Genomic DNA, 18,230 nt, shown 5'->3' on the forward strand with positions numbered 1-18,230 from the left:
GGCGAGGCCATGGCCGCGAGCACCGCGAACGCGCTGGTGCTGGCGGAGGCGCAGGGCCTGGCATCGCATGGCCTGACGCGCGTTGCGCAGTATGCGACGCACCTGCGCAACGGCCGCGCCGACGGCACGGCCGTTGCCCGCGTGGCGCGCAGCAAGGGCGCGGCGCTGCTGGTCGACGCGGGCTGCGGCCTCGCGTTCCCCGCCTGCGAGCTGGCGGTGGCGCAGGCCATCGACACCGCGCGCGCGCAGGGCGTCTGCTTCGCGGGCGTGGCCAACAGCCACCACTGCGGCGTGGTGGTGGACCATCTGCGCCCCGCGGCCGAAGCCGGTCTGGTGGGGTTGGGCTTTTCCAATTCGCCCGCGGCAATGGCCACCGCAGGTGGGCGCCATCCGGTGTTCGGCACCAACCCGGTGGCCGCCATCTTTCCGCGCCGCGGCCAGCCGCCGCTGCTGATCGACATGTCGCTCAGCGAAGTGGCGCGCGGCAAGCTCATGGTCGCGGCCAAGCAGGGCAAGGAGATTCCGCTCGGCTGGGCGCTCGATGCGCAAGGCCAGCCGACAACGGATCCGGCCGCCGGCATGGCCGGCTCCATGCTCGCCATGGGCGGGCTCACGAGCCCGAAGGGCGCGCTGCTGGCGATGATGGTGGAACTGCTGGTGGTGGCGCTCACCGGCGGGCAGTTCGGCCACGAAGCGTCTTCTTTCTTCGTCGACGCGGGCAATGTTCCAAGGCTGGGGCAGGCCTTCATCGTCATCGATCCCGGCGCGCTGGGCGGCAGCGATGTGTACTTCGATCGTACCGAAGCGCTGCTGCAGGAACTCTTGATGGACGAAGGTGTGCGGCTGCCGGGAGAGCGCCGGTTACAGCTGGAAAACAAGTCGCGTGCCGAAGGACTGGATATCCCTGATGCGTTAATCGCCCAGTTGACTACATTGCCCTGCTGACTCATCAACAACGGGAGAAATGCAGGAATGAAGCGTCGTGATCTGGTGCTGGCGGGAACCGCCGCAATGGCAGGTTTGCCTGGGATGTCGTTCGCGCAGGAGTTTCCGCGCGCGGGTGCCAACATCAAGTACGTCGTTCCGTTCCCGCCGGGCGGACTCACCGACATGATGGCGCGCATGGTGGGGCAAAAGCTGTCCGAATCGTGGAAGGTGCCGGTGACGGTGGACAACCGCGCGGGCGCCAACGGGCAGCTCGGCGCGGACGCCGTGGCCAAGGCGCCGGCCGACGGCTACACCATGCTGGCCATCACGCTCACGCATGCGGCCAACGTGGCCTTGTTCCCGCAGGCCTCCTACAACCTGATGCGCGACCTGCGGCCGCTGGCGCTGCTGGCCAGCTCGCCCATGCTGATCGTGGTGCCGGCCAACAGCCCGATCAAGGATTTCAAGGACCTGCTCGCGGTGTCGAAATCGCGCCAGCTCAATGCCGGCTCGAGCGGCAACGGCACGCCGCCGCACCTGACCATGGCCTTGTTCAACGACTTGAACAAGACCAAGATGACGCACGTTCCCTACCGCGGCGGCGCGCCGTCGATGGTCGACCTGATCGGCGGGCAGCTGGACATCATCTTCTCCAACTTCCCCGAGTCCATCGCGCACGTGAAGTCGGGCAAGCTGCGCGCGCTGGCGATCTGCAGCCTGGGCCGCAACCCGATGGTGCCGGACGTGCCGACCGCCTTCGAGTCCGGCATGAACGGCCTGTTCGTCGAGAACTGGACGGCCGCGATGCTGCCCGGCAAGACGCCGGACGCGATCGTCGAGAAGTACTCGCGCGAGGTCATCAAGATCATGTTCAGCCGCGACATCGAGGAAAAAGCCAACCAGCAGGGCTTCCGCATCAGCCCCAAGGGCTCCGACGAGTTCGCCCGCTTCCTGAAGTCCGAGGTCGACCGCTGGAGCCGCATCATCAAGACGGCGAAGATCACCGCCACCTGAAGGGCGTGGGGCGCTTCAGGCGTCCCGTGCCGCGCACACCGGGCAGGCCGGGTTGCGCGGCACGCGCAGCTCGGTCCATTCCATCGTGCGCGCATCCAGCATCTGCAGGCGCCCGGCCAGCGAGGTGCCGATGCCCGCCAGCAGCTTCAGCGCTTCCGCCGCCTGCATGGTGCCGATGATGCCCACCAGCGGCGCGAACACGCCCATGGTGGCGCACAGCACCTCCTCGAAATCGTCGGCCGGCGGAAACACACAGGCATAGCAGGGCGCATTCGCGTGGCGTGTGTCGTACACGCCGATCTGCCCGTCGAAGCGGATCGCCGCGCCCGCCACCAGCGGCTTGGCATGCGCCACGCAGGCGCGGTTGACGGCCTGGCGTGTGGCGAAGTTGTCGCTGCAATCGAGCACCACGTCGGCCTCGCGCACCAGCGTGTCCAGCGCCTGGGCGTCTGCACGCAGCACCAGCGCGCGCACCCGCACGTCGGGATTGATGGCGGCGACGGCCTCGCGTGCCGATTCGGCCTTGGGCCGCCCCACGCGTGCCAGGGTGTGCGCGACCTGCCGCTGCAGGTTGGTGAGGTCCACCGCGTCGTGGTCCACCAGCGTGATGCGCCCGACGCCGGCGGTGCCCAGGTACAGCGCCACCGGCGAACCCAGCCCGCCGGCACCGATCACCAGCGCATGCGAAGCGAGCAGCCGCTCCTGGCCCTCGATGCCGATCTCGTCGAGCAGGATGTGGCGCGAGTAGCGAAGCAGTTGGTCGTCGTTCACAGGGGGCAGCATAAAAGAAAAGCCGGCAGGTGCGAACCGGCCGGCCTCTTGGACAGACTGCGCGCAACAACGTGCAGCGCAGTCTCCCTTGCGGTCAGGAACCGGCTTCGCCGGTCCTGACCGCACTGATCAGAGCACTTTGAAATCGCGCAGCGATTTCAAAGTGAATCTCCTTAGTTGTCCTTCTTCTCGTTCTTGTTCTCGACAACCTGGGTCTTGCTGACGAGAACCGGGCGGCCCTTCAGCTGGTTCAGCGCCTGCACCAGCTGGAAGTCCTTGTCGGTGCCGAACTCGGGAATCTTGCGGTCGGTCGGGCCCTTCTTGGCTTCTTGTTCGGCTTTATTGCGAGCCTCTTCACGCGCCTTCTCGCGCGCGGGGTCCTTGGCCTCGCCCTGCCCGGAAGACAGGTGCTTCTCCAGGTCGGCTTCGCGGGTGCGCAGCACGGAGAACACGTTGCCTTCTTCCGACTCGTCCACCATCACATCGGGCACGATGCCCTTGGCCTGGATGGAACGGCCGTTTGGCGTGTAGTAGCGCGCCGTGGTGAGCTTCAGGCCGGTGTCGGGGCCGAGCGGGCGCACCGTCTGCACCGAGCCCTTGCCGAAGGTCTGGCTGCCCAGGACGGTGGCACGGCGGTGGTCCTGCAGGGCGCCGGCCACGATCTCGCTGGCCGAGGCCGACCCTTCGTTGACCAGCACCACCAGCGGCACCGACTTCAGGGAGGCGGGCAGGCGGCGCAGCGGGTCGGCGCCGGCACGGCGCTGGTAGAACTCCGGCGCGGCCTTGTAGGCGAACTTGCTCTCCGGCAACTGGCCGTTGGTGGACACCACGGTCACGTTTTCCGGCAGGAAGGCGGCGGACACCGCGACGGCCGCGTCCAGCAGGCCGCCCGGGTCGTTGCGCAGGTCGAGCACCAGGCCCTTGAGGTTCGGTTCCTGCTTGTAGATCTCGGCCATCTTGGCGGCGAAGTCGTCGACCGTGCGTTCCTGGAACTGCGACAGGCGGATCCAGGCGTAGCCGGGCTCCATGACCTTGCCCTTGACGGACTGGGTCTTGATCTCTTCGCGCGTGATGGTCACCGGGAAGGTCCGGTTCTCGTCCTTGCGGTAGATGGTGAGCATCACCTTGGTGCTGGGCTCGCCGCGCATGCGTTTGACGGCATCCGACAGGCTCAGTCCCTTGACGGCGGTGTCATCGATCTTGGTGATCAGGTCGCCCGGCTTCAGGCCGGCGCGGTAGGCGGGCGAGCCCTCGATGGGAGACACCACCTTGACCAGGCCGTCTTCCTGCGAGATCTCGATGCCGACGCCGACGAAGCGCCCGGAGGTGCCTTCGCGGAATTCCTTGAACGACTTCTTGTCGAAGTACTGCGAGTGCGGGTCGAGGCTGGCCACCATGCCGGCGATGGCATCGGAGATCAGCTTGTGCTCGTCGATCGGCTCGACGTAATCGGTCTTCACCATGCTGAAGACGGCGGCGAGCTGCTGCAGTTCCTCCAGCGGTAGCGGGGCGAGGGAGCCACGCGCAACGGTCTGCAGCGAGACCGTGGTCAGCGCGCCGGCCAGGGCGCCTACGGAAATCCAGCCGGCAATCTTCAGTTTGTGGCTCATGTCAAAGGTCCAAGTCCTCTCGCGACTTTTCAATATACACCCGGGAATACTTTATGAGGCAAGAGCCGGGCCAGGGTTCCGCAGCCGGGCTGGGTGACGTGTAAAAGTCCCGGGGTTTACCTGAACTTTGCTTCAGGCAAACCCCGGGAAAACCCACAAGGAGAGACTTGTTGGAGAGAAGGAGCCGTGCCCAGGCAGGCGGTCAGCCGGCATGCACCGCCGCAGTGGCCAGGGCCAGCAGTGCCGCCATCCACAGCAGGCCGAACCAGAAGGTCTGCGAGAACTGCTTCAGAGCGCGGGCGGCGGCTGTTGTCGGATGGCGCATGGTTCCTGTCTCCATGCACGCAACTGTAGGTACCGGCACGCATGCCGGCCTAGGCATTTGGCGATGGCCGCTTAGGGGAATTTCCTAAGGAGCCGTCCGCCGTCAGCCCCCGGCGGGCCTAGGCTTTGCCCTGGCTGGCGACGGCCGCGGCGGCGCGTGCGGCGGCCTCGGCATCGCCCAGGTAGTAGTGGCGCAGCGGCTTGAGCGCGGCGTCCAGCTCGTACACCAGCGGAATGCCGTTGGGGATGTTCAGGCCCACGATGGCGTCGTCGGAGATGCCGTCCAGGTACTTCACCAGCGCGCGGATGGAGTTGCCGTGCGCGGACACCACCACGCGCCGGCCCGAGCGGATGGCCGGCGCGATGGACTCGTTCCAGAACGGCAGCACCCGCTCCACCGTGTCCTTCAGGCATTCGGTGAGCGGTACCTGCCCGGGCTGCAGCGCGGCGTAGCGGCGGTCGGCGCCTTCCCAGCGCGGATCGGTCCGCTGCAGCGTGGGCGGCGGCGTATCGTAGCTGCGGCGCCAGACCAGCACCTGGTCATCGCCGTACTGCTTGGCAGTTTCGGCCTTGTTCAAGCCTTGCAGCGCGCCGTAGTGGCGCTCGTTCAGGCGCCACGAATGCACCACCGGCAGCCAGGTGCGGTCCATCTCGTCCAGCACGTGCCACAGCGTGCGGGTGGCGCGCTTGAGCATGCTGGTGTAGCAGAGGTCGAAGTCCCAGCCTTCGGCCTTGAGCAGGCGGCCCGATTGCGTGGCCTGTTCGATGCCCGTGGGCGTCAAGTCAACGTCGGTCCAGCCGGTGAAGCGGTTTTCCAGGTTCCAGGTCGATTCGCCGTGGCGGATGAGAACGAGTTTGTGCATCCGGTCATTTTAGAATCGCAGGCTTTGCCCAGGCCCTCACGAGAAAGACCCCGATGAAGTTTTTGATGGACAACTGGCTGCTGATCCTGGTGGCGCTCAGCTCCGGCGCGATGCTGGTGCTTCCGGCCGCCGGGCGCGGCATGCGCGCGGGCAGCCTCTCGCCGGCCGCCGCGGTGAACCTCATCAACCGCGAAAAGGGCGTGGTGGTGGACGTGTGCGACACCGCCGAATACGCGGCGGGCCATGTCGGCGGCGCGCGCCACGTGCCGCTGGACCAGCTCGCGCAGCGGCTGCCCGAGGTGGTGAAGAACAAGGCCCTGCCGGTGATCCTGGTCTGTGGAACCGGCACGCGCGCGCAGCGGGCCGTGAACATCGCGCAGAAACTGGGTTACGCGCAGGTCCATGCGCTCGCCGGCGGGCTCAAGGCGTGGAAAGAAGCTAACCTTCCCGTGGAGAAAAGCTAGGGAAGTTTCCACGCATGCAAACCGTCAAGATGTACACCACGGGCTTTTGCCCCTACTGCGTCCAGGCCAAGCAGATCCTCAAGGCCAGGGGTGTCGAAGCGATCGAGGAGATCCGCATCGACACGGACCCGCAGCAGCGCGCCGAGATGATGAGCATCACCGGCCGGCGCACCGTGCCGCAGATCTTCATCGGCGACGTCCACGTCGGCGGCTGCGACGACCTGATGGCGCTGGACAGCCGGGGCGGCCTGCGGCCGCTGCTCGAGGGCACGCCCGGCTGAGACAGCCGCGCCGCGTCGGCCTGAGATAATCGCAGGCTTTCCAGAAAGTCATCCATGGCCGACAGCACCGACCCCGTATTCCAGATCCAGCGCGTCTACCTCAAGGAAGCGTCGTTGGAGCAGCCCAATTCCCCGGCCATCCTGCTCGAGCAGGAGCAGCCCGCCGTGGACATCCAGCTGGGCGTGGAAGCCCAGCAGCCGGTCGACGGCATCTACGAGGTGTCCATCACCGCCACCGTCACCACCAAGATCAAGGACCGCACCGTGTTCCTGGTCGAGGTCAAGCAGGCCGGCATCTTCGAGATCCGCAACCTGCCGCAGGACCAGATGGAGCCGATCCTGGGCATCGCCTGCCCGCAGATCGTCTACCCGTACCTGCGTGCCAACGTGGCCGACATCGTGACCCGCGCGGGCTTCCCGCCGGTGCACCTGGCCGAGATCAATTTCCAGTCCATGTACGAGCAGCAGCAGGGCCAGGCCCAGGCGGCCAACGAGCCGTCGCGCATCATCACCACGGCCTGACCCGGCAGGGGCGGTCGGTGCGGCCATGAACATCCTGATGCTGGGGGCCGGCGCCTGGGGCACGGCGCTGGCCGTGAGCGCGGCGGATCGCCACGCGGTGCGCCTGTGGGCGCGCGACGCGGGGCAGGCCAGGGCGATGAATGCGGCGCGCGAAAACCGCCGCTACCTGCCGGGCGTCGCGCTGCCGCCGGCGTTGTCGGTGTGCTCCGGCGCGGGCGGAGAATTGCCCGCGCTGGCCGCGATGCACGACCTGCTGGTGATCGCGACGCCGCTGGCAGGCCTGCGCCCCATGCTGGAGTGCCTGGCCGGTTGCGGGCGTCCGGTGGCATGGCTGTGCAAGGGAATGGAGGAGTCCGGCGGCCACGACAGTGGATGGCTCGGCCACGAGATCCAGGCGCAGGCGGCGCCGCGGCTGGACAGCGGCGCGCTGAGCGGGCCGAGCTTCGCGCAGGAGGTCGCGCAGGGGCTGCCGACGGCGCTGGTCGCGGCCAGCCGCTCGACGGCGGTACGTGAATTGCTTGTGGCTGCCTTCCACGGCAGCAGCATGCGTATCTACGCCAACGACGACCTGGCCGGCGTGGAGGTCGGCGGCGCGGTGAAGAACGTGCTGGCCATCGCCACCGGCCTGTGCGACGGGCTCGGCCTGGGCATGAATGCCCGCGCGGCGCTCATCACGCGCGGGCTGGCGGAGATGACGCGGCTGGGCGTGGCGCTGGGCGCGCGGGCGGAAACGTTCACCGGCCTGTCGGGCCTGGGCGACCTGGTGCTGACGGCCACCGGCGACCTGAGCCGCAACCGGCGCGTGGGGCTGCTGCTGGCCGAGGGCCGCAGCCTGGCGGACGCGGTCGAATCGCTCGGCCACGTGGCCGAGGGTGTGCATTGCGCGCGGGCCATCGTGCAGCGCGCGGGCCGCCTGGGAGTGGACATGCCCATCGCGCGCAGCGTGGTGGAACTGCTGGACGGCCGCGGCCGTCCGCGCGAGATCGTTGCCGCGCTGATGCGGCGCGAAGCAAAAGAGGAAGTGTGAACAGTGAACATCGTTGAACCCTTCGTGCGCCAAGCCCTGGCCGACCCCGGCCGCCCCGCTTTGGTCATCGGCGACGCGACCGTCCTGTACGGCCAGCTGCTGGTGTACGTGCGCAGGCTGGCCGCGCGGCTGCAGGCGCTGGGCGTGCAGCCCGGCGACCGCGTGGCGGTGTCCACCGGCGCGAGCGGCGGCAACGTGGCGCTGGCGCTGGCGCTGGCCCATATCGGCGCGGTGTCGGTCGCGCTGGAGGGCGGCGTTCAGCAGTACGCCGCCCTGGTTGAGCGGCTTGGGGTGAACTACATCGTCCACTCGGAGGCGCAGGACAAGGTGATCGCCGCCCCTTCGCTCAAAGGGCAGTTCCGCTTCGACTGGCTGCTGGAGACCGCGCCCGAGAAGCCGCAGGTGCAGATCTCCGAGGTCGCGCCCGACGCGGTCTGGCGCATCGTGCTGTCCTCCGGAACCACCGGCCTGCCCAAGGGCGTCGCTCTGGGGCACCGCTCGACCCTGCTGAACACGCACCTGACGCGTGGCCTGTTCCCGGTCGATCCCTCGGACCGCCTGCTGCTCGGGATGCACGCCAACCTGGGCTTTTCCACCCATTACTGGATGCGCTGCCTGCATGTCGGCGCCTGCGTCACGCTGATGATGCAGGAGCAGCCGCAAGAAGCCCTGCAGCTGCTGTACAACACGCCGATCACCCTGATGGCGACGACGCCGGCGCTGGCGATGGGCATTGCGGTGGAATGCCAGAAGCCGGACTCGCCTTACAGCCAGCCGCCAGCGGGACTCAAGCGCCTGAACGTAGGCGGCGGCAAACTGTCGCCGCAGCTGCGCGATACGCTGCGCCAGCGCGTCTGCGCGAACATGTACGTGAATTACGGCGCCACCGAGACCTCCGGTGCGGCCATCGCCGACCCCCAGACGCAGGACCGGCATCCGGAGAGCGCCGGCAGGCTGGTGCCCTGGGCCGAGATCCAAGCGGTGGACGAGCAGGGGCAGCCGCTGCCGCCGGGGCGGGAAGGCAGGCTGCGCTTTCGCTCGCCGACCATGGCGACCGGCTACGTGGGCGTCGACGCTGAACAGGCCGCGGCGTTCCGAGACGGCTGGTTCTATTCCAACGACATGGGTGCGGTGACGGCGCATGGCTACCTGGTGCTGGCCGGCCGCACCAACGACGTCATCAACATCATGGGCAACAAGATCGATCCGGAGCGGCTAGAGAAGATCCTCATGCAGGACGCCGCCATCCTCGACTGCGTGCTGGTGGATATTCCGGCCGAGCTGGGCCAGACCATGCTCGCCGCCGTGGTCGTGGCCCCCAACGGCTTCGACCAAGACGCGCTGCTGGCGCGCTGCGCGGCCGTCAACCCGAGCTTCCAGCCGCGCTTCGTCGTCAAGGCCGATGTGATCCCGCGCAACAGCTCCGGCAAGGTGATGCGCGCCGCGGTGCGGCAAAAGCTGATCGAGGCTGCGGCCGCACAGGGCGGGCAGCAACAGCCGCCGACCCTGCATTGAGCGCCGCCCGATGATCCGCGCAGTCCTTCGCAGAGCCGGCCTCGCCGTCCTGCTGGCCGCCGCGCTGGCGGGCCCGGCCGGCGCCCAGTCCGACGCGGTGCGCATCGTGGTGCCGGCGCCCGCGGGCGGCAGCCTCGACGCCACCGCGCGCATCCTGGCGCAGCGCATGACGGCGCTGACCGGCGAGCCGCACGTGGTGGAGAACAAGCCCGGCGCCAACACCCAGATCGGCAACGAGTACGTGGCGCGCGCCGCGCCCGACGGCCGCACGCTGCTGTACGCGGGGCTCAGCCTGGCGATCAACCCGCTGCTGCAAAAAGGCGCGGCGCGCAATCTGCTGGACCTGCGGCCGGTGATCGCCATCAGCCGCGAACCGTATTCGCTGGTCGTGTCGTCCGCGCTCAAGCTGCCGTCGGTGCGCGAGCTCGGGCGCGTGGCCGCGGCGCGGCAGGGCGGGCTGAACTGCGCCGCGCCGCCGGGCGTGATGCTGCTGGGCTGCGAGCAGCTGCGCCACAAGTACCCGAACGTCAACGTGATTCCCTATCCCGGCGTGGCGCCCGCGCTGGGCGCGCTGGCCGGCGGGCACGTGGACGTGGTCTTCGTCCCGATGGAGAGCGCGGCCCGCGTGGTGCAGGGCCGGCTGGCGGACATCGTCGCCACGTCGGACACGCACACGCTGCCCGGCGTGCCGACCATCACCGCGGTCTGGCCGGATTTCGCGATGGAAAGCATCCAGGGCGTGTCGGTGCCGGTGGGCACGCCCGATGCGCGGGTTCGCCAGCTGAACGAACAGCTTGCGCGGATCCTCGGTGAGCCGGAGACGCAGGAGCGCCTGCGGTTGGTCGGCCACGATCCCTTGAAAGCCGGCACCCCGGAAGACTACGGCCGGCTGCTGGCCGATCTGTCCAGGCGCTATGGTGCCGTGATCGACAAGCTGGGCCTGGCGGCACGCTGAGCCTGCGGCTCAGGCCGCGTCGATCTGCTCCATCGCCTGCTGCACGGCCGCGGCCCCGTCGGGCCGTACCAGGCGCGCGACTTCCTTGCCGTCCTCGAGAAAGACCAGGGTCGGCCACAGCTTGACGCCGAACGAGCGTCCGAGCGGCCGGCCGGGACCATCTTCGACCTTCAGGTGCCGCACTTGCGGATGCTCCGCCAGGCCGGCGGCGATCAGCGGCTGGGCGGCGCGGCACCAGCCGCACCATGGCGTGCCGAATTCGAGCAATGCGGGCTGCCGCAGCGCGTCGACTTCCGCGCGTGTCGGCTCCACCTCTGCGTAGGGGGTGTTCATGCTTCCTATTGTCGCCACGCGGCGAGGCCTGGGCGCGTAGGCGCGCGCCACGCCGGTCCGTCCGGGCCAGTCGGCTCGGCCTGGCGATAATCCCCCCGATGAGATGGACATGGCAGGGTTTCCTTTGCCGCTGCTGGCTGGGATGCCTGGCCGCGCTGGCATTCTTCGGTTCGGAGAGCGCGTGGGCACAGGAGGCCCGCATGGTCCGCCTGGTGGTGCCGGCGCCGCCGGGCGGCAATCTGGACACCACGGCCCGCCTGCTGGCGCAGCGCCTGTCTGCCGTATCCGGCGAGCCCTATGTGGTGGACAACCGGCCCGGCGCCAACACGCAGATCGGCGCCGAAACCGTGGTTCGTTCGCCGGCGGACGGCTACACGCTGCTGTACTCGGGCACCAGCCTGGCCTTCCTGCCGTTGCTACAGAAAGTGGGTTTCTCGCCGCTGGCCGACCTGGCGCCGGTGGCGCAGGTCACGCGGGAGCACTACGTGCTGGCGGTCCATGCGAACAGCCCGGCGGGCAACCTGGCGCAGTTGGCGGAGCTGGCCCGCAGCAAGGACGGCGGCCTGAACTGCGCGGCCTATCCGGGCGTCACCGCCATGGCCTGCGAACAACTGCGCGTGCGGCTGGACGGAAAGGCCACCACCATCCCGTTCCAGGGCGTGGCGCCGACCGTGAACGCCGTGCTGGGCGGGCATGCAGACCTGCTGTTCGTCAACAGCGCCTCGGCCGCCAAGCTCGTCGCCTCCGGGCGCCTGCGGGTGCTCGCGCAGACCTCCGGCGCCGGCCTGTCCGGCGTGCCTGTGCTGACCGACCGCTGGCCCGGTTTCCTGCTGGAAGGGCACTCTGGCGTGCTGGCGCCTGCGGGCACGCCGACAGCGCGCATCCGACAGCTCAATCGCGACATCAACCGCGTGCTGCAGGAGCCGGACGTGCTGGCCGTGCTGGGCGAGGGCGGGCAGTATCCGGTGGGCGGCAGCCCCCAGCAGTACGGCGAGGTGTTCGCGCGCACCTACGCGCAGTACGGCGCCATCATCCAGAAACTAAACCTGAACCTGCGCGCGAAGTGAACGCGATGGCGCCGGTTGCCGCGGCCCTCAGTCGTTCAGCTGGCTCAGGATGATTTCGTAGAAGCTGCCCTGCTGGGCGCTCTCGGGGCGGGCCACCGGCACCAGCAGCCACAGCTGCTGGCCCAGCACCGGGTGTTCCAGCTGGTAGCTGGCCTGCACCAGCGGCTTGTCGTCGGGCCCGCGCAGCAGCAGCGACAGCGGCGTGGCGAAACGCGGCGGCAGCCCGCCGCGCCGGCGTTCCTCCGCGTCGATCAGTTCAAGCGGCACGGGGCCGCCCTGGGTCAGCGCGGTGAAGGAACTGCCCACCTGCGGGGCAAGCTGTTGGATCGTCAATGCCATCAAGGCTCCTCCTCGGAGGCCGCATACTAGCGGCAAATCGAGGGGGACCGAACGCATGAATCCGTTGGCGCCGCCGCTGCGTTGGCGTGAGCCGCAACCGGCGGACGCCGCATTCCTGGACGAACTGTTTTTGGCGAGCCGCGACGACCTGCGGCAGATTGCCGCAGACCCGGCTTTCCTGGAGCAGCTGATCCGCATGCAGCAGAGCGTGCAGGACGCCGGCCTGCGGCAAGCCTATCCCGCGGCGCAACGGCTGCTGGTCGAGCGCAGCGGCGAAGCTGTGGGCCAGGCGATCATCGACGTGGGCGCGCACGAACTGCGGTTGCTGGACATCGCCGTCGTCCCGCGTGCCCGCCGTACCGGCGCGGCGCGCGCGGTGGTGGCGCACCTGCAGCAGGAAGCCGCGGCGCGCGGGCTGCCGATGGGCCTGACCGTCAACAAGGCCAACACGGCCGCGCGCTCTCTCTACCTGGCGCTGGGATTCACCGTGGCCTCCGAAGACATGCTGCTGGAGCACATGGCCTGGCGCGCCGGCGGCACGGCATGACGGGCTACCTGAAGCTGCCACTGGCCTTCGACGTGCCGCGCATGCGGCAGGAGCTGGATGCCATCGGCACGGAAGCCTGGATCGGCCACTTCAACACCGGCGACTACGAGGGCGGCTGGCGCTGCGTTCCGCTGCGCTCGGTGGACGGCCGCGCCGACAATATCCTGCCGATCGAGGGCGCGCGCTATGCCGACACCGCATGGCTGGAGCGCTGCCCCTACCTGCGCGAGGTGATCGACAGCTTCCAGTGCGAGAAGACCTCGGTGCGCCTGATGTCGCTGGAGCCGGGGGCGCTGATCCGCGAGCACCGCGATCCGGGCACGGCGCTGGAGCAGGGCGTCACCCGCGTGCACGTGCCGATCGCGACCACGCCGGACACCATCTTCCGCATCGAGGGCGAGGTGGTGCATTTCGCCGCCGGCCATGCGTGGTATCTCAACGCCAGCTGCCTGCACGGCGTGGAGAACCGCAGTGCCGCGGCGCGTGTGCACCTGATGCTGGACTGCGTCACCAATCCCTGGCTGGAAGCGATGTTCGTTGCCGCCGGAGGGGAGAAGCGCGAGCCCTTGTCGGCCGACGAACTGGCGCTGCTGCGCGGGCGGCTGGTGCCCTACGAGGGAGACCTGCGCGGCTGGTTTCCGGTCACCTTCGGCCCGGGCGCGGGCAGCGCGCCGGCCATTGGCTGGCGCTTCCTGGGCGAGCGGCCGCTGACCGCGGCGTTCTTCCACGACAGCCTGGCCGGCCAGCCGTCGGGGGAGCGGAGGGTCTGCCACACGCCGCAGGCCGCGCTGGACGCATTCGGCGACAGCGTGGCGCCCAGCGCCTTTGTCTTCCACGTGTCGCGCTGCGGCTCGACCCTGCTGACGCAGTGCGTGGCGACGCTGCCGCAGTGCGTGGTGCTGTCGGAGCCGCCGGTGCTGGACGCCTTCCTGCGGTTCCATCATCGGTATCCGCAGCGCAGCGGCGGCACCGACACCTTGCGCAAGCTGGTCGCCGCTCTGGCGCAAAGGCGCAGCGGGCGCGAGCGGCACTGCGTCGTCAAGATGGACAGCTGGCACGCGCCGTGGGTCGGCTTCCTGCGCGAGGCGTTCCCTGACACGCCGTTCGTGTTCCTGTACCGAGATCCGCGCGAGGTGCTGGCTTCGCACATGCGGCAGCGCGGGCGGCAGATGGTGCCGGGGCTGCTTGATACCTCGTTGCTGCGGCCACAGGTGGCGGACCTGCCGCCGGGCGACCTGGACACCTATGCGACGCGGGTGCTGGATGCGGTGTACGGGGCGGGACTGGACGCCGCCGATGCAGGCCTGGGACTGGAGCTGGTGAATTACACGCAGCTGCCGCAGGCGCTGTTCGACGCGCTGATGCCGCGGTGGGGCATCGATGGCAGCGACGAGGAGCTGGCGGCCGCGCGGGCGCGCGCGCAGTTCGATGCGAAGCATCCGACACGCCGCTTCGAAAGCGACGCGGCGCCCACCGAAAAGGGGGGCGCCGCGTCGTCGAACGAGGAGTGGGCCGCGCTGCGCAGCTATCGCGAGCTCGAAGCGCGGCGCCTTGCGCGCGCTTAGTTGCGCGAGGGGAAGATGCCTTCGAGGGCGATCACGTAGTTGATGCCGGTGTACGGCTGCATGATCGACACCGTGGCTTGCGTGGTGACGGGAGCGACCACGGCCGCACCGCTGCCGGTGTTGCCGATGGTGGTGGTGAGGCCGCCGAGGTTCACCGGGGCGGTGGGTGCGGTGCCGGTCGGAAGATACATCTGCGCGCCCGGGGCGCCGGTGGGCGTGCTGGACAGCATCGAGCCCTCTGCCGCGGTATTGAGCGAGCCCGTGACATTGGTGCTCGCCTGCAGCGCCGAGGTCGCCGTGTGCGTGTGCGCCGGCAGATTGTTCTGCGACAGCGTGAACGAGGTCTGGCCGTTGCCCAGCACCGTCACGTTGTTGGTGCCCGCCATCTCGCCCGGCTGCACCGGCTGCAGGCCAGGGCCTTGTTGGCCGGCTTGCGAGCCCACGATCACGCGGCCGCGCAGGTCGGGCAGGCCGAAGGTGGTCTGGCCGTTGCCGCCGTAGGTAGTGCCCAGCAAAGCGAACAGGGCGGAGTTCTGCGCGATGGACATCAGCTGCCCGTTGCAGAACGCCCAGCCGCGCGGTGCGTAGTTGAATCCGACAGGCAGGATCGTGCCGATAAAGACTTCCATGGGTGCCCCCCTCTGATGAGGTGTTGATTGAGCCCGCGATGCTATGCCGCACTCCAATGCTCGTCAATCGCGATCTACTGCATCAATTTCTGTAAATTACGTCGCAAGAAAATATGAAACATCTTGTGTCAATTCGATGAGATTGCGCTGATTTCCCAGGTGAGGCCGTGTTGATGCACAAGGCGTTGCCGCTGCCCTACGCACGGCTGGTTACTCTCTCGACCGCGCTGTATGCTCTCGGCTCTTAAAGGGGGGCGCACGCGGATGCCTGGATACCATTTCATCTCAGGGCTGCCGAGAGCGGGAAGCACATTGCTCGCGGCAATCCTGCGGCAGAACCCGCGCTTTCGCGCCGGCATGACCAGCCCGGTCGGCGCCTTGACGCACGGTGTCCTCACCCAGGTCAGCGCCGGAAGCGAATTCGGAGCCATGGTGGACAAGCCGATGCGTCAGCGCCTGCTCAAGGGCATCTTCGATTCCTACTACGGTGACGTGCCGTCCGACGGCGTGGTGTTCGACACCAACCGCGTCTGGAGCGCCCGCATCGGCACGCTGCTGGACCTCTACCCCGGCGCCAAGGTCATCGCCTGCGTGCGCAACGTGGCCTGGGTGATGGACAGCATCGAACGCTTGTACCGCGCCGATCCCTATGAGCACACGCGCCTGTTCGGCGGCAACATGGCGCGCAGCACCGTCTACAGCCGGCTGGAAGGCCTGGCGCAGCACGACCAGCTGGTGGGTTTCGCCTGGTCGGGATTGCGCGAGGCGTTCTACGGCGAACACGCCTCCTCCATGCTGGTGCTGGATTACGAGCTGCTGGCGCAGGCGCCGCACAAGGTCATCCCGCTGGTCTACGACTTCATCGGCGAGCCGCGTTTCGAGCACGATTTCGACAACGTGGAATACGACGCCCCCGATTTCGACGTGCCGCTGGGCACGCCCGGCCTGCACAAGGTGCGGCCCAAGGTGGAGTTGCAGGCGCGCAAGCCCGTGATTCCGCCCGACCTGTTCGAGAAATACGCGCAGCTTTCGTTCTGGAATGACCCCGCGGGGAGCGCCGCTTACGTGGTGACCGCACAGCCTGTGAAGAAGCAATCCCAATGACCACCATCAGCTCCTCCTCGTCCTTCGTCATCTCCGGCGGTCCGGCCAACCTTCAGGATCCCGACGCGCAGCAGCAGGATGCCGCGCTGGATGTCTCCCTTGTCCCGATGTCCGCGCTGCTTGGCCCGGAACTGGTCTTCATCGAGAGCAACGTCGCCGATGCCGCGCTGCTGATGCAGAGCATGCAGGCCGCAGGCAAGGAGGTCTACCTGCTCGACACCGCCCAGGACGGCCTGAGGTTGATTTCCTCCGTGCTGGAGGGCCGCGAAGGCATCTCCGCATTGCATCTGGTGACGCACGGTGGCGAGGGCTGGATCGACCTGGGTGCGACCCGGTTGGACACCGATGCGGTGGCGGCGCGGCAGGCGGACCTGCAGGCCATCGGCAGCCACTTGTCCGCGGATGCGGACATCCTTCTGTACGGCTGCGATGTAGGCGCGGGCGCGGGGCCGTCCTTCGTGCAGGCCGTGGCTGCTGCAACCGGCGCCGATGTGGCGGCATCCAGCGACACCACGGGCGCGGCCAGCCTGGGCGGCGACTGGGAACTCGAAATCCGCAGTGGCGATGTGGAGGTGCAGCCCGCGGTGGACGCGTCGCTGGCAGAACTCTACGGGCATGTCCTCGCGCTCAGCGGCGTCACGGCCGCGTTCGGCACTGGCGCGGGCAACAACTTCACGAGCGTCGGCGGCTACAGCACCGCTGCCCAGGACGTCACGTACAAGGTCAGCGGCGACGCCGCCTACGCGTTGAAGGTCGACGGCGCGCTCGATGGGGCTTACGCATACGCCAACCGCGTTTACGTGGCCGACAACGGCACGGAAAACCTTGTCACCTTCTCCTTTGCGGGCGGCAAGATTTTCACGCCCAGTTCGATGCTGGTCGTCAATACCGCCGCGTACATACCGGCGCAGACGCTGGTATTCAAGGGCTATGACAGCGGCGGCGGACTGGTCGCGACACAGAATCTGAGCGTGGGGGCTGGGGTAACGCCGACCACCATTAACTTCTCGGGCTTCACCAACATCGCCACGCTGAAGTTGACGGCGAGCACCAACGGCAACCTGATCAAGTGGCTGTACTTGGACGACCTGGTCTTCACGACCGTCCAGTCTCCCGACACCACCCCGCCCACCATCTCCGGCATCACCTCCAGCACCACCGACGGCACCTACAAGGTCGGCGACGTGATCGCCGTCAAGGTGAACTTCAGTGAAGCGGTCAACGTCACCGGCACGCCGCAGATCACGCTGGAGACCGGCGCCACCGACCGGGTGGTCGGCTACAGCAGCGGCAGCGGCACCAGCACGCTGACCTTCAACTACACGGTGCAGGCGGGTGACACCACCGCCGACCTGGACTACATCAGCACCACCGCCTTGGCGCTCAACGGCGGCACCATCAAGGACCTGGCCGGCAACGCCGGCGTGCTGACGCTGCCCGCGCCCGCCGCGGCGAATTCGCTAGGCGCGAACAAGGCCCTCGTCATTGACGGCATCGTGCCGACGGTCACGGGCGTGAGCTCCAGCACCAGCAACGGCGCGTACAAGGCCGGCGACGTGATCTCCGTGCAGGTGAACTTCAGCGAGGCGGTGACCGTCACAGGCACGCCGCAGCTGACGCTGGAAACCGGCACCACCGACCGGGTGGTGAACTACGCCAGCGGCACGGGCACCAATTCGCTGACCTTCACCTACACGGTGCAGGCAGGCGACACCACGGCCGACCTGGACTACATCAGCACCGCGGCGCTGGCGCTGAACGCCGGCACGATCAAGGACGCGGCAGGCAACAACGCCACGCTGACGCTGGCCAGCCCCGGCGCGGCGAACTCGCTGGGCGCCAACAAGAACATCGTCGTCGACACCGCGGTTCCTACAGTGTCGGGCGTGACGTCGAGCACCACCAACGGCGCCTACAAGGTAGGCGACGTGATTTCGGTGCAGGTGAACTTCAGCGAAGCGGTGGCCGTCACTGGCACGCCGCAGCTGACACTTGAAACCGGCACGACCGACCGGGTGGTGAACTACGCCAGCGGCACCGGCACCAATTCGCTGACCTTCACCTACACGGTGCAGGCGGGCGACACCACGGCCGACCTCGACTACATCAGCACCGCGGCGCTGGCGCTCAACGGCGGCACCATCGCGGACGTGGCCGGCAACAACGCCACGCTGACGCTGGCCGCGCCCGGCGCGGCGAACTCGCTGGGCGCCAACAAAGCCATCGTCATCGACACCGCGGTGCCGACGGTGTCGGGCGTCACGTCCAGCACGGCCAACGGCGCCTACAAGGTGGGCGACGTGATCTCGGTCCAGGTCAACTTCAGCGAGGCGGTGAACGTGACCGGCACGCCGCAGCTGACGCTGGAGACCG

General features: G+C 68.3%; 20 protein-coding genes. 13 read left to right on the top strand and 7 right to left on the bottom strand.

Annotated features, from left to right (window positions below; all coding sequences use genetic code 11):
* Positions 1-945, top strand: a 945-nt coding sequence (locus H0U68_RS04190; protein ID WP_296352975.1) for an Ldh family oxidoreductase, incomplete at its 5' end; no start/stop codon positions are given.
* A 27-nt stretch (positions 946-972) separates the two neighbouring features.
* Positions 973-1,941 (top strand): tripartite tricarboxylate transporter substrate binding protein, encoded by a 969-nt coding sequence (locus H0U68_RS04195; RefSeq protein ID WP_296352977.1) that lies wholly within the window; start codon positions 973-975, stop codon positions 1,939-1,941.
* Between the two features lie 15 nt (positions 1,942-1,956).
* Here H0U68_RS04195 and moeB read toward each other — a convergent pair whose 3' ends face one another.
* From moeB to gpmA, 4 genes are all read right to left on the bottom strand, one after another.
* Positions 1,957-2,712 carry a molybdopterin-synthase adenylyltransferase MoeB gene (moeB, locus tag H0U68_RS04200; protein WP_296352979.1) on the bottom strand — a complete coding sequence of 252 codons (756 nt, stop codon included), beginning with the start codon at positions 2,710-2,712 and terminating at the stop codon, positions 1,957-1,959.
* 173 nt (positions 2,713-2,885) lie between these two features.
* Entirely contained in the window at positions 2,886-4,322 is a 1,437-nt protein-coding gene (locus H0U68_RS04205) for a S41 family peptidase (RefSeq protein WP_296352981.1), read from the bottom strand.
* A gap of 202 nt (positions 4,323-4,524) precedes the next feature.
* Entirely contained in the window at positions 4,525-4,662 is a 138-nt protein-coding gene (locus tag H0U68_RS04210; RefSeq protein WP_296352983.1) for a hypothetical protein, read from the bottom strand.
* Between the two features lie 103 nt (positions 4,663-4,765).
* A complete protein-coding gene (gene gpmA / locus H0U68_RS04215) occupies positions 4,766-5,509 on the bottom strand; it encodes a 2,3-diphosphoglycerate-dependent phosphoglycerate mutase (RefSeq protein ID WP_296352984.1) in 744 nt (247 codons plus the stop codon).
* A gap of 53 nt (positions 5,510-5,562) precedes the next feature.
* Here gpmA and H0U68_RS04220 point away from each other — a divergent pair, with 53 nt between their 5' ends.
* From H0U68_RS04220 to H0U68_RS04245, 6 genes are read left to right on the top strand one after another with little or no spacing between them, the layout of a single operon-like run.
* Positions 5,563-5,973: a rhodanese-like domain-containing protein gene (locus tag H0U68_RS04220; RefSeq protein WP_296352985.1), complete on the top strand. Its 411-nt coding sequence runs from the start codon at positions 5,563-5,565 to the stop codon at positions 5,971-5,973.
* A 14-nt stretch (positions 5,974-5,987) separates the two neighbouring features.
* A complete protein-coding gene (gene grxC, locus H0U68_RS04225; RefSeq protein WP_296352988.1) occupies positions 5,988-6,254 on the top strand; it encodes a glutaredoxin 3 in 267 nt (88 codons plus the stop codon).
* Between the two features lie 54 nt (positions 6,255-6,308).
* A complete protein-coding gene (gene secB / locus H0U68_RS04230; protein WP_296352990.1) occupies positions 6,309-6,776 on the top strand; it encodes a protein-export chaperone SecB in 468 nt (155 codons plus the stop codon).
* A 25-nt stretch (positions 6,777-6,801) separates the two neighbouring features.
* Entirely contained in the window at positions 6,802-7,803 is a 1,002-nt protein-coding gene (locus H0U68_RS04235; protein WP_296352992.1) for an NAD(P)H-dependent glycerol-3-phosphate dehydrogenase, read from the top strand.
* Between the two features lie 3 nt (positions 7,804-7,806).
* The gene (locus H0U68_RS04240; protein ID WP_296352994.1) at positions 7,807-9,318 is read left to right on the top strand and encodes a class I adenylate-forming enzyme family protein; all 1,512 of its coding nucleotides are present in this window, start codon (positions 7,807-7,809) and stop codon (positions 9,316-9,318) included.
* Between the two features lie 10 nt (positions 9,319-9,328).
* Positions 9,329-10,273, top strand: a complete 945-nt coding sequence (locus tag H0U68_RS04245) for a tripartite tricarboxylate transporter substrate binding protein (protein WP_296352997.1) — start codon at positions 9,329-9,331, stop codon at positions 10,271-10,273.
* Between the two features lie 9 nt (positions 10,274-10,282).
* Here the strand turns inward: H0U68_RS04245 and H0U68_RS04250 are convergent, their stop codons facing one another.
* Positions 10,283-10,606, bottom strand: coding sequence for a thioredoxin family protein (locus tag H0U68_RS04250; protein WP_296352999.1), 324 nt, complete (start codon positions 10,604-10,606; stop codon positions 10,283-10,285).
* Positions 10,607-10,806: 200 nt separating this feature from the next.
* Here H0U68_RS04250 and H0U68_RS04255 point away from each other — a divergent pair, with 200 nt between their 5' ends.
* The gene (locus H0U68_RS04255) at positions 10,807-11,673 is read left to right on the top strand and encodes a tripartite tricarboxylate transporter substrate binding protein (RefSeq protein WP_296353001.1); all 867 of its coding nucleotides are present in this window, start codon (positions 10,807-10,809) and stop codon (positions 11,671-11,673) included.
* Positions 11,674-11,700: 27 nt separating this feature from the next.
* Here H0U68_RS04255 and H0U68_RS04260 read toward each other — a convergent pair whose 3' ends face one another.
* Positions 11,701-12,012 (bottom strand): hypothetical protein, encoded by a 312-nt coding sequence (locus tag H0U68_RS04260; RefSeq protein ID WP_296353002.1) that lies wholly within the window; start codon positions 12,010-12,012, stop codon positions 11,701-11,703.
* A 55-nt stretch (positions 12,013-12,067) separates the two neighbouring features.
* On the opposite strand from H0U68_RS04260, the gene H0U68_RS04265 reads away from it, so the two are divergent.
* Together H0U68_RS04265 and H0U68_RS04270 are read left to right on the top strand one after the other, a co-directional pair.
* Positions 12,068-12,559 (top strand): GNAT family N-acetyltransferase, encoded by a 492-nt coding sequence (locus H0U68_RS04265; RefSeq protein ID WP_296353004.1) that lies wholly within the window; start codon positions 12,068-12,070, stop codon positions 12,557-12,559.
* On the top strand, positions 12,556-14,124 hold the full coding sequence (locus H0U68_RS04270; RefSeq protein ID WP_296353006.1) for an aspartyl/asparaginyl beta-hydroxylase domain-containing protein: 1,569 nt from the start codon (positions 12,556-12,558) through the stop codon (positions 14,122-14,124). The genes H0U68_RS04265 and H0U68_RS04270 overlap by 4 nt, the downstream gene beginning before the upstream one ends.
* Here the strand turns inward: H0U68_RS04270 and H0U68_RS04275 are convergent.
* On the bottom strand, positions 14,121-14,753 hold the full coding sequence (locus H0U68_RS04275; protein ID WP_296353008.1) for a tail fiber protein: 633 nt from the start codon (positions 14,751-14,753) through the stop codon (positions 14,121-14,123). The genes H0U68_RS04270 and H0U68_RS04275 overlap by 4 nt on opposite strands.
* Before the next feature lie 264 nt (positions 14,754-15,017).
* Here H0U68_RS04275 and H0U68_RS04280 point away from each other — a divergent pair, with 264 nt between their 5' ends.
* Both H0U68_RS04280 and H0U68_RS04285 read left to right on the top strand, forming a co-directional pair.
* The gene (locus tag H0U68_RS04280) at positions 15,018-15,857 is read left to right on the top strand and encodes a sulfotransferase (RefSeq protein ID WP_296353010.1); all 840 of its coding nucleotides are present in this window, start codon (positions 15,018-15,020) and stop codon (positions 15,855-15,857) included.
* The coding region (locus H0U68_RS04285) for a DUF4347 domain-containing protein (protein ID WP_296353012.1) at positions 15,854-18,230 on the top strand (2,377 nt) is incomplete at its 3' end. The genes H0U68_RS04280 and H0U68_RS04285, both read left to right, overlap by 4 nt.

It is taken from the genome of Ramlibacter sp., assembly GCF_013697775.1.
Taxonomy (GTDB): Bacteria; Pseudomonadota; Gammaproteobacteria; order Burkholderiales; family Burkholderiaceae_C; genus Ramlibacter.

What these genes read in the sequence shown, in the direction of transcription:
- H0U68_RS04220 (WP_296352985.1), top strand. Translation starts at nt 5,563, where the DNA reads ATGAAGTTTTTGATGGACAACTGGCTGCTGATCCTGGTGGCGCTCAGC.
- H0U68_RS04195 (WP_296352977.1), top strand. Translation starts at nt 973, where the DNA reads ATGAAGCGTCGTGATCTGGTGCTGGCGGGAACCGCCGCAATGGCAGGT.
- H0U68_RS04235 (WP_296352992.1), top strand. Translation starts at nt 6,802, where the DNA reads ATGAACATCCTGATGCTGGGGGCCGGCGCCTGGGGCACGGCGCTGGCC.
- H0U68_RS04265 (WP_296353004.1), top strand. Translation starts at nt 12,068, where the DNA reads ATGAATCCGTTGGCGCCGCCGCTGCGTTGGCGTGAGCCGCAACCGGCG.
- H0U68_RS04210 (WP_296352983.1), bottom strand. Translation starts at nt 4,662, where the DNA reads ATGGAGACAGGAACCATGCGCCATCCGACAACAGCCGCCGCCCGCGCT.
- H0U68_RS04205 (WP_296352981.1), bottom strand. Translation starts at nt 4,322, where the DNA reads ATGAGCCACAAACTGAAGATTGCCGGCTGGATTTCCGTAGGCGCCCTG.
- H0U68_RS04245 (WP_296352997.1), top strand. Translation starts at nt 9,329, where the DNA reads ATGATCCGCGCAGTCCTTCGCAGAGCCGGCCTCGCCGTCCTGCTGGCC.
- H0U68_RS04270 (WP_296353006.1), top strand. Translation starts at nt 12,556, where the DNA reads ATGACGGGCTACCTGAAGCTGCCACTGGCCTTCGACGTGCCGCGCATG.
- H0U68_RS04250 (WP_296352999.1), bottom strand. Translation starts at nt 10,606, where the DNA reads ATGAACACCCCCTACGCAGAGGTGGAGCCGACACGCGCGGAAGTCGAC.
- grxC (WP_296352988.1), top strand. Translation starts at nt 5,988, where the DNA reads ATGCAAACCGTCAAGATGTACACCACGGGCTTTTGCCCCTACTGCGTC.
- H0U68_RS04275 (WP_296353008.1), bottom strand. Translation starts at nt 14,753, where the DNA reads ATGGAAGTCTTTATCGGCACGATCCTGCCTGTCGGATTCAACTACGCA.
- H0U68_RS04255 (WP_296353001.1), top strand. Translation starts at nt 10,807, where the DNA reads ATGGTCCGCCTGGTGGTGCCGGCGCCGCCGGGCGGCAATCTGGACACC.
- H0U68_RS04280 (WP_296353010.1), top strand. Translation starts at nt 15,018, where the DNA reads ATGCCTGGATACCATTTCATCTCAGGGCTGCCGAGAGCGGGAAGCACA.
- secB (WP_296352990.1), top strand. Translation starts at nt 6,309, where the DNA reads ATGGCCGACAGCACCGACCCCGTATTCCAGATCCAGCGCGTCTACCTC.
- gpmA (WP_296352984.1), bottom strand. Translation starts at nt 5,509, where the DNA reads ATGCACAAACTCGTTCTCATCCGCCACGGCGAATCGACCTGGAACCTG.
- H0U68_RS04260 (WP_296353002.1), bottom strand. Translation starts at nt 12,012, where the DNA reads ATGGCATTGACGATCCAACAGCTTGCCCCGCAGGTGGGCAGTTCCTTC.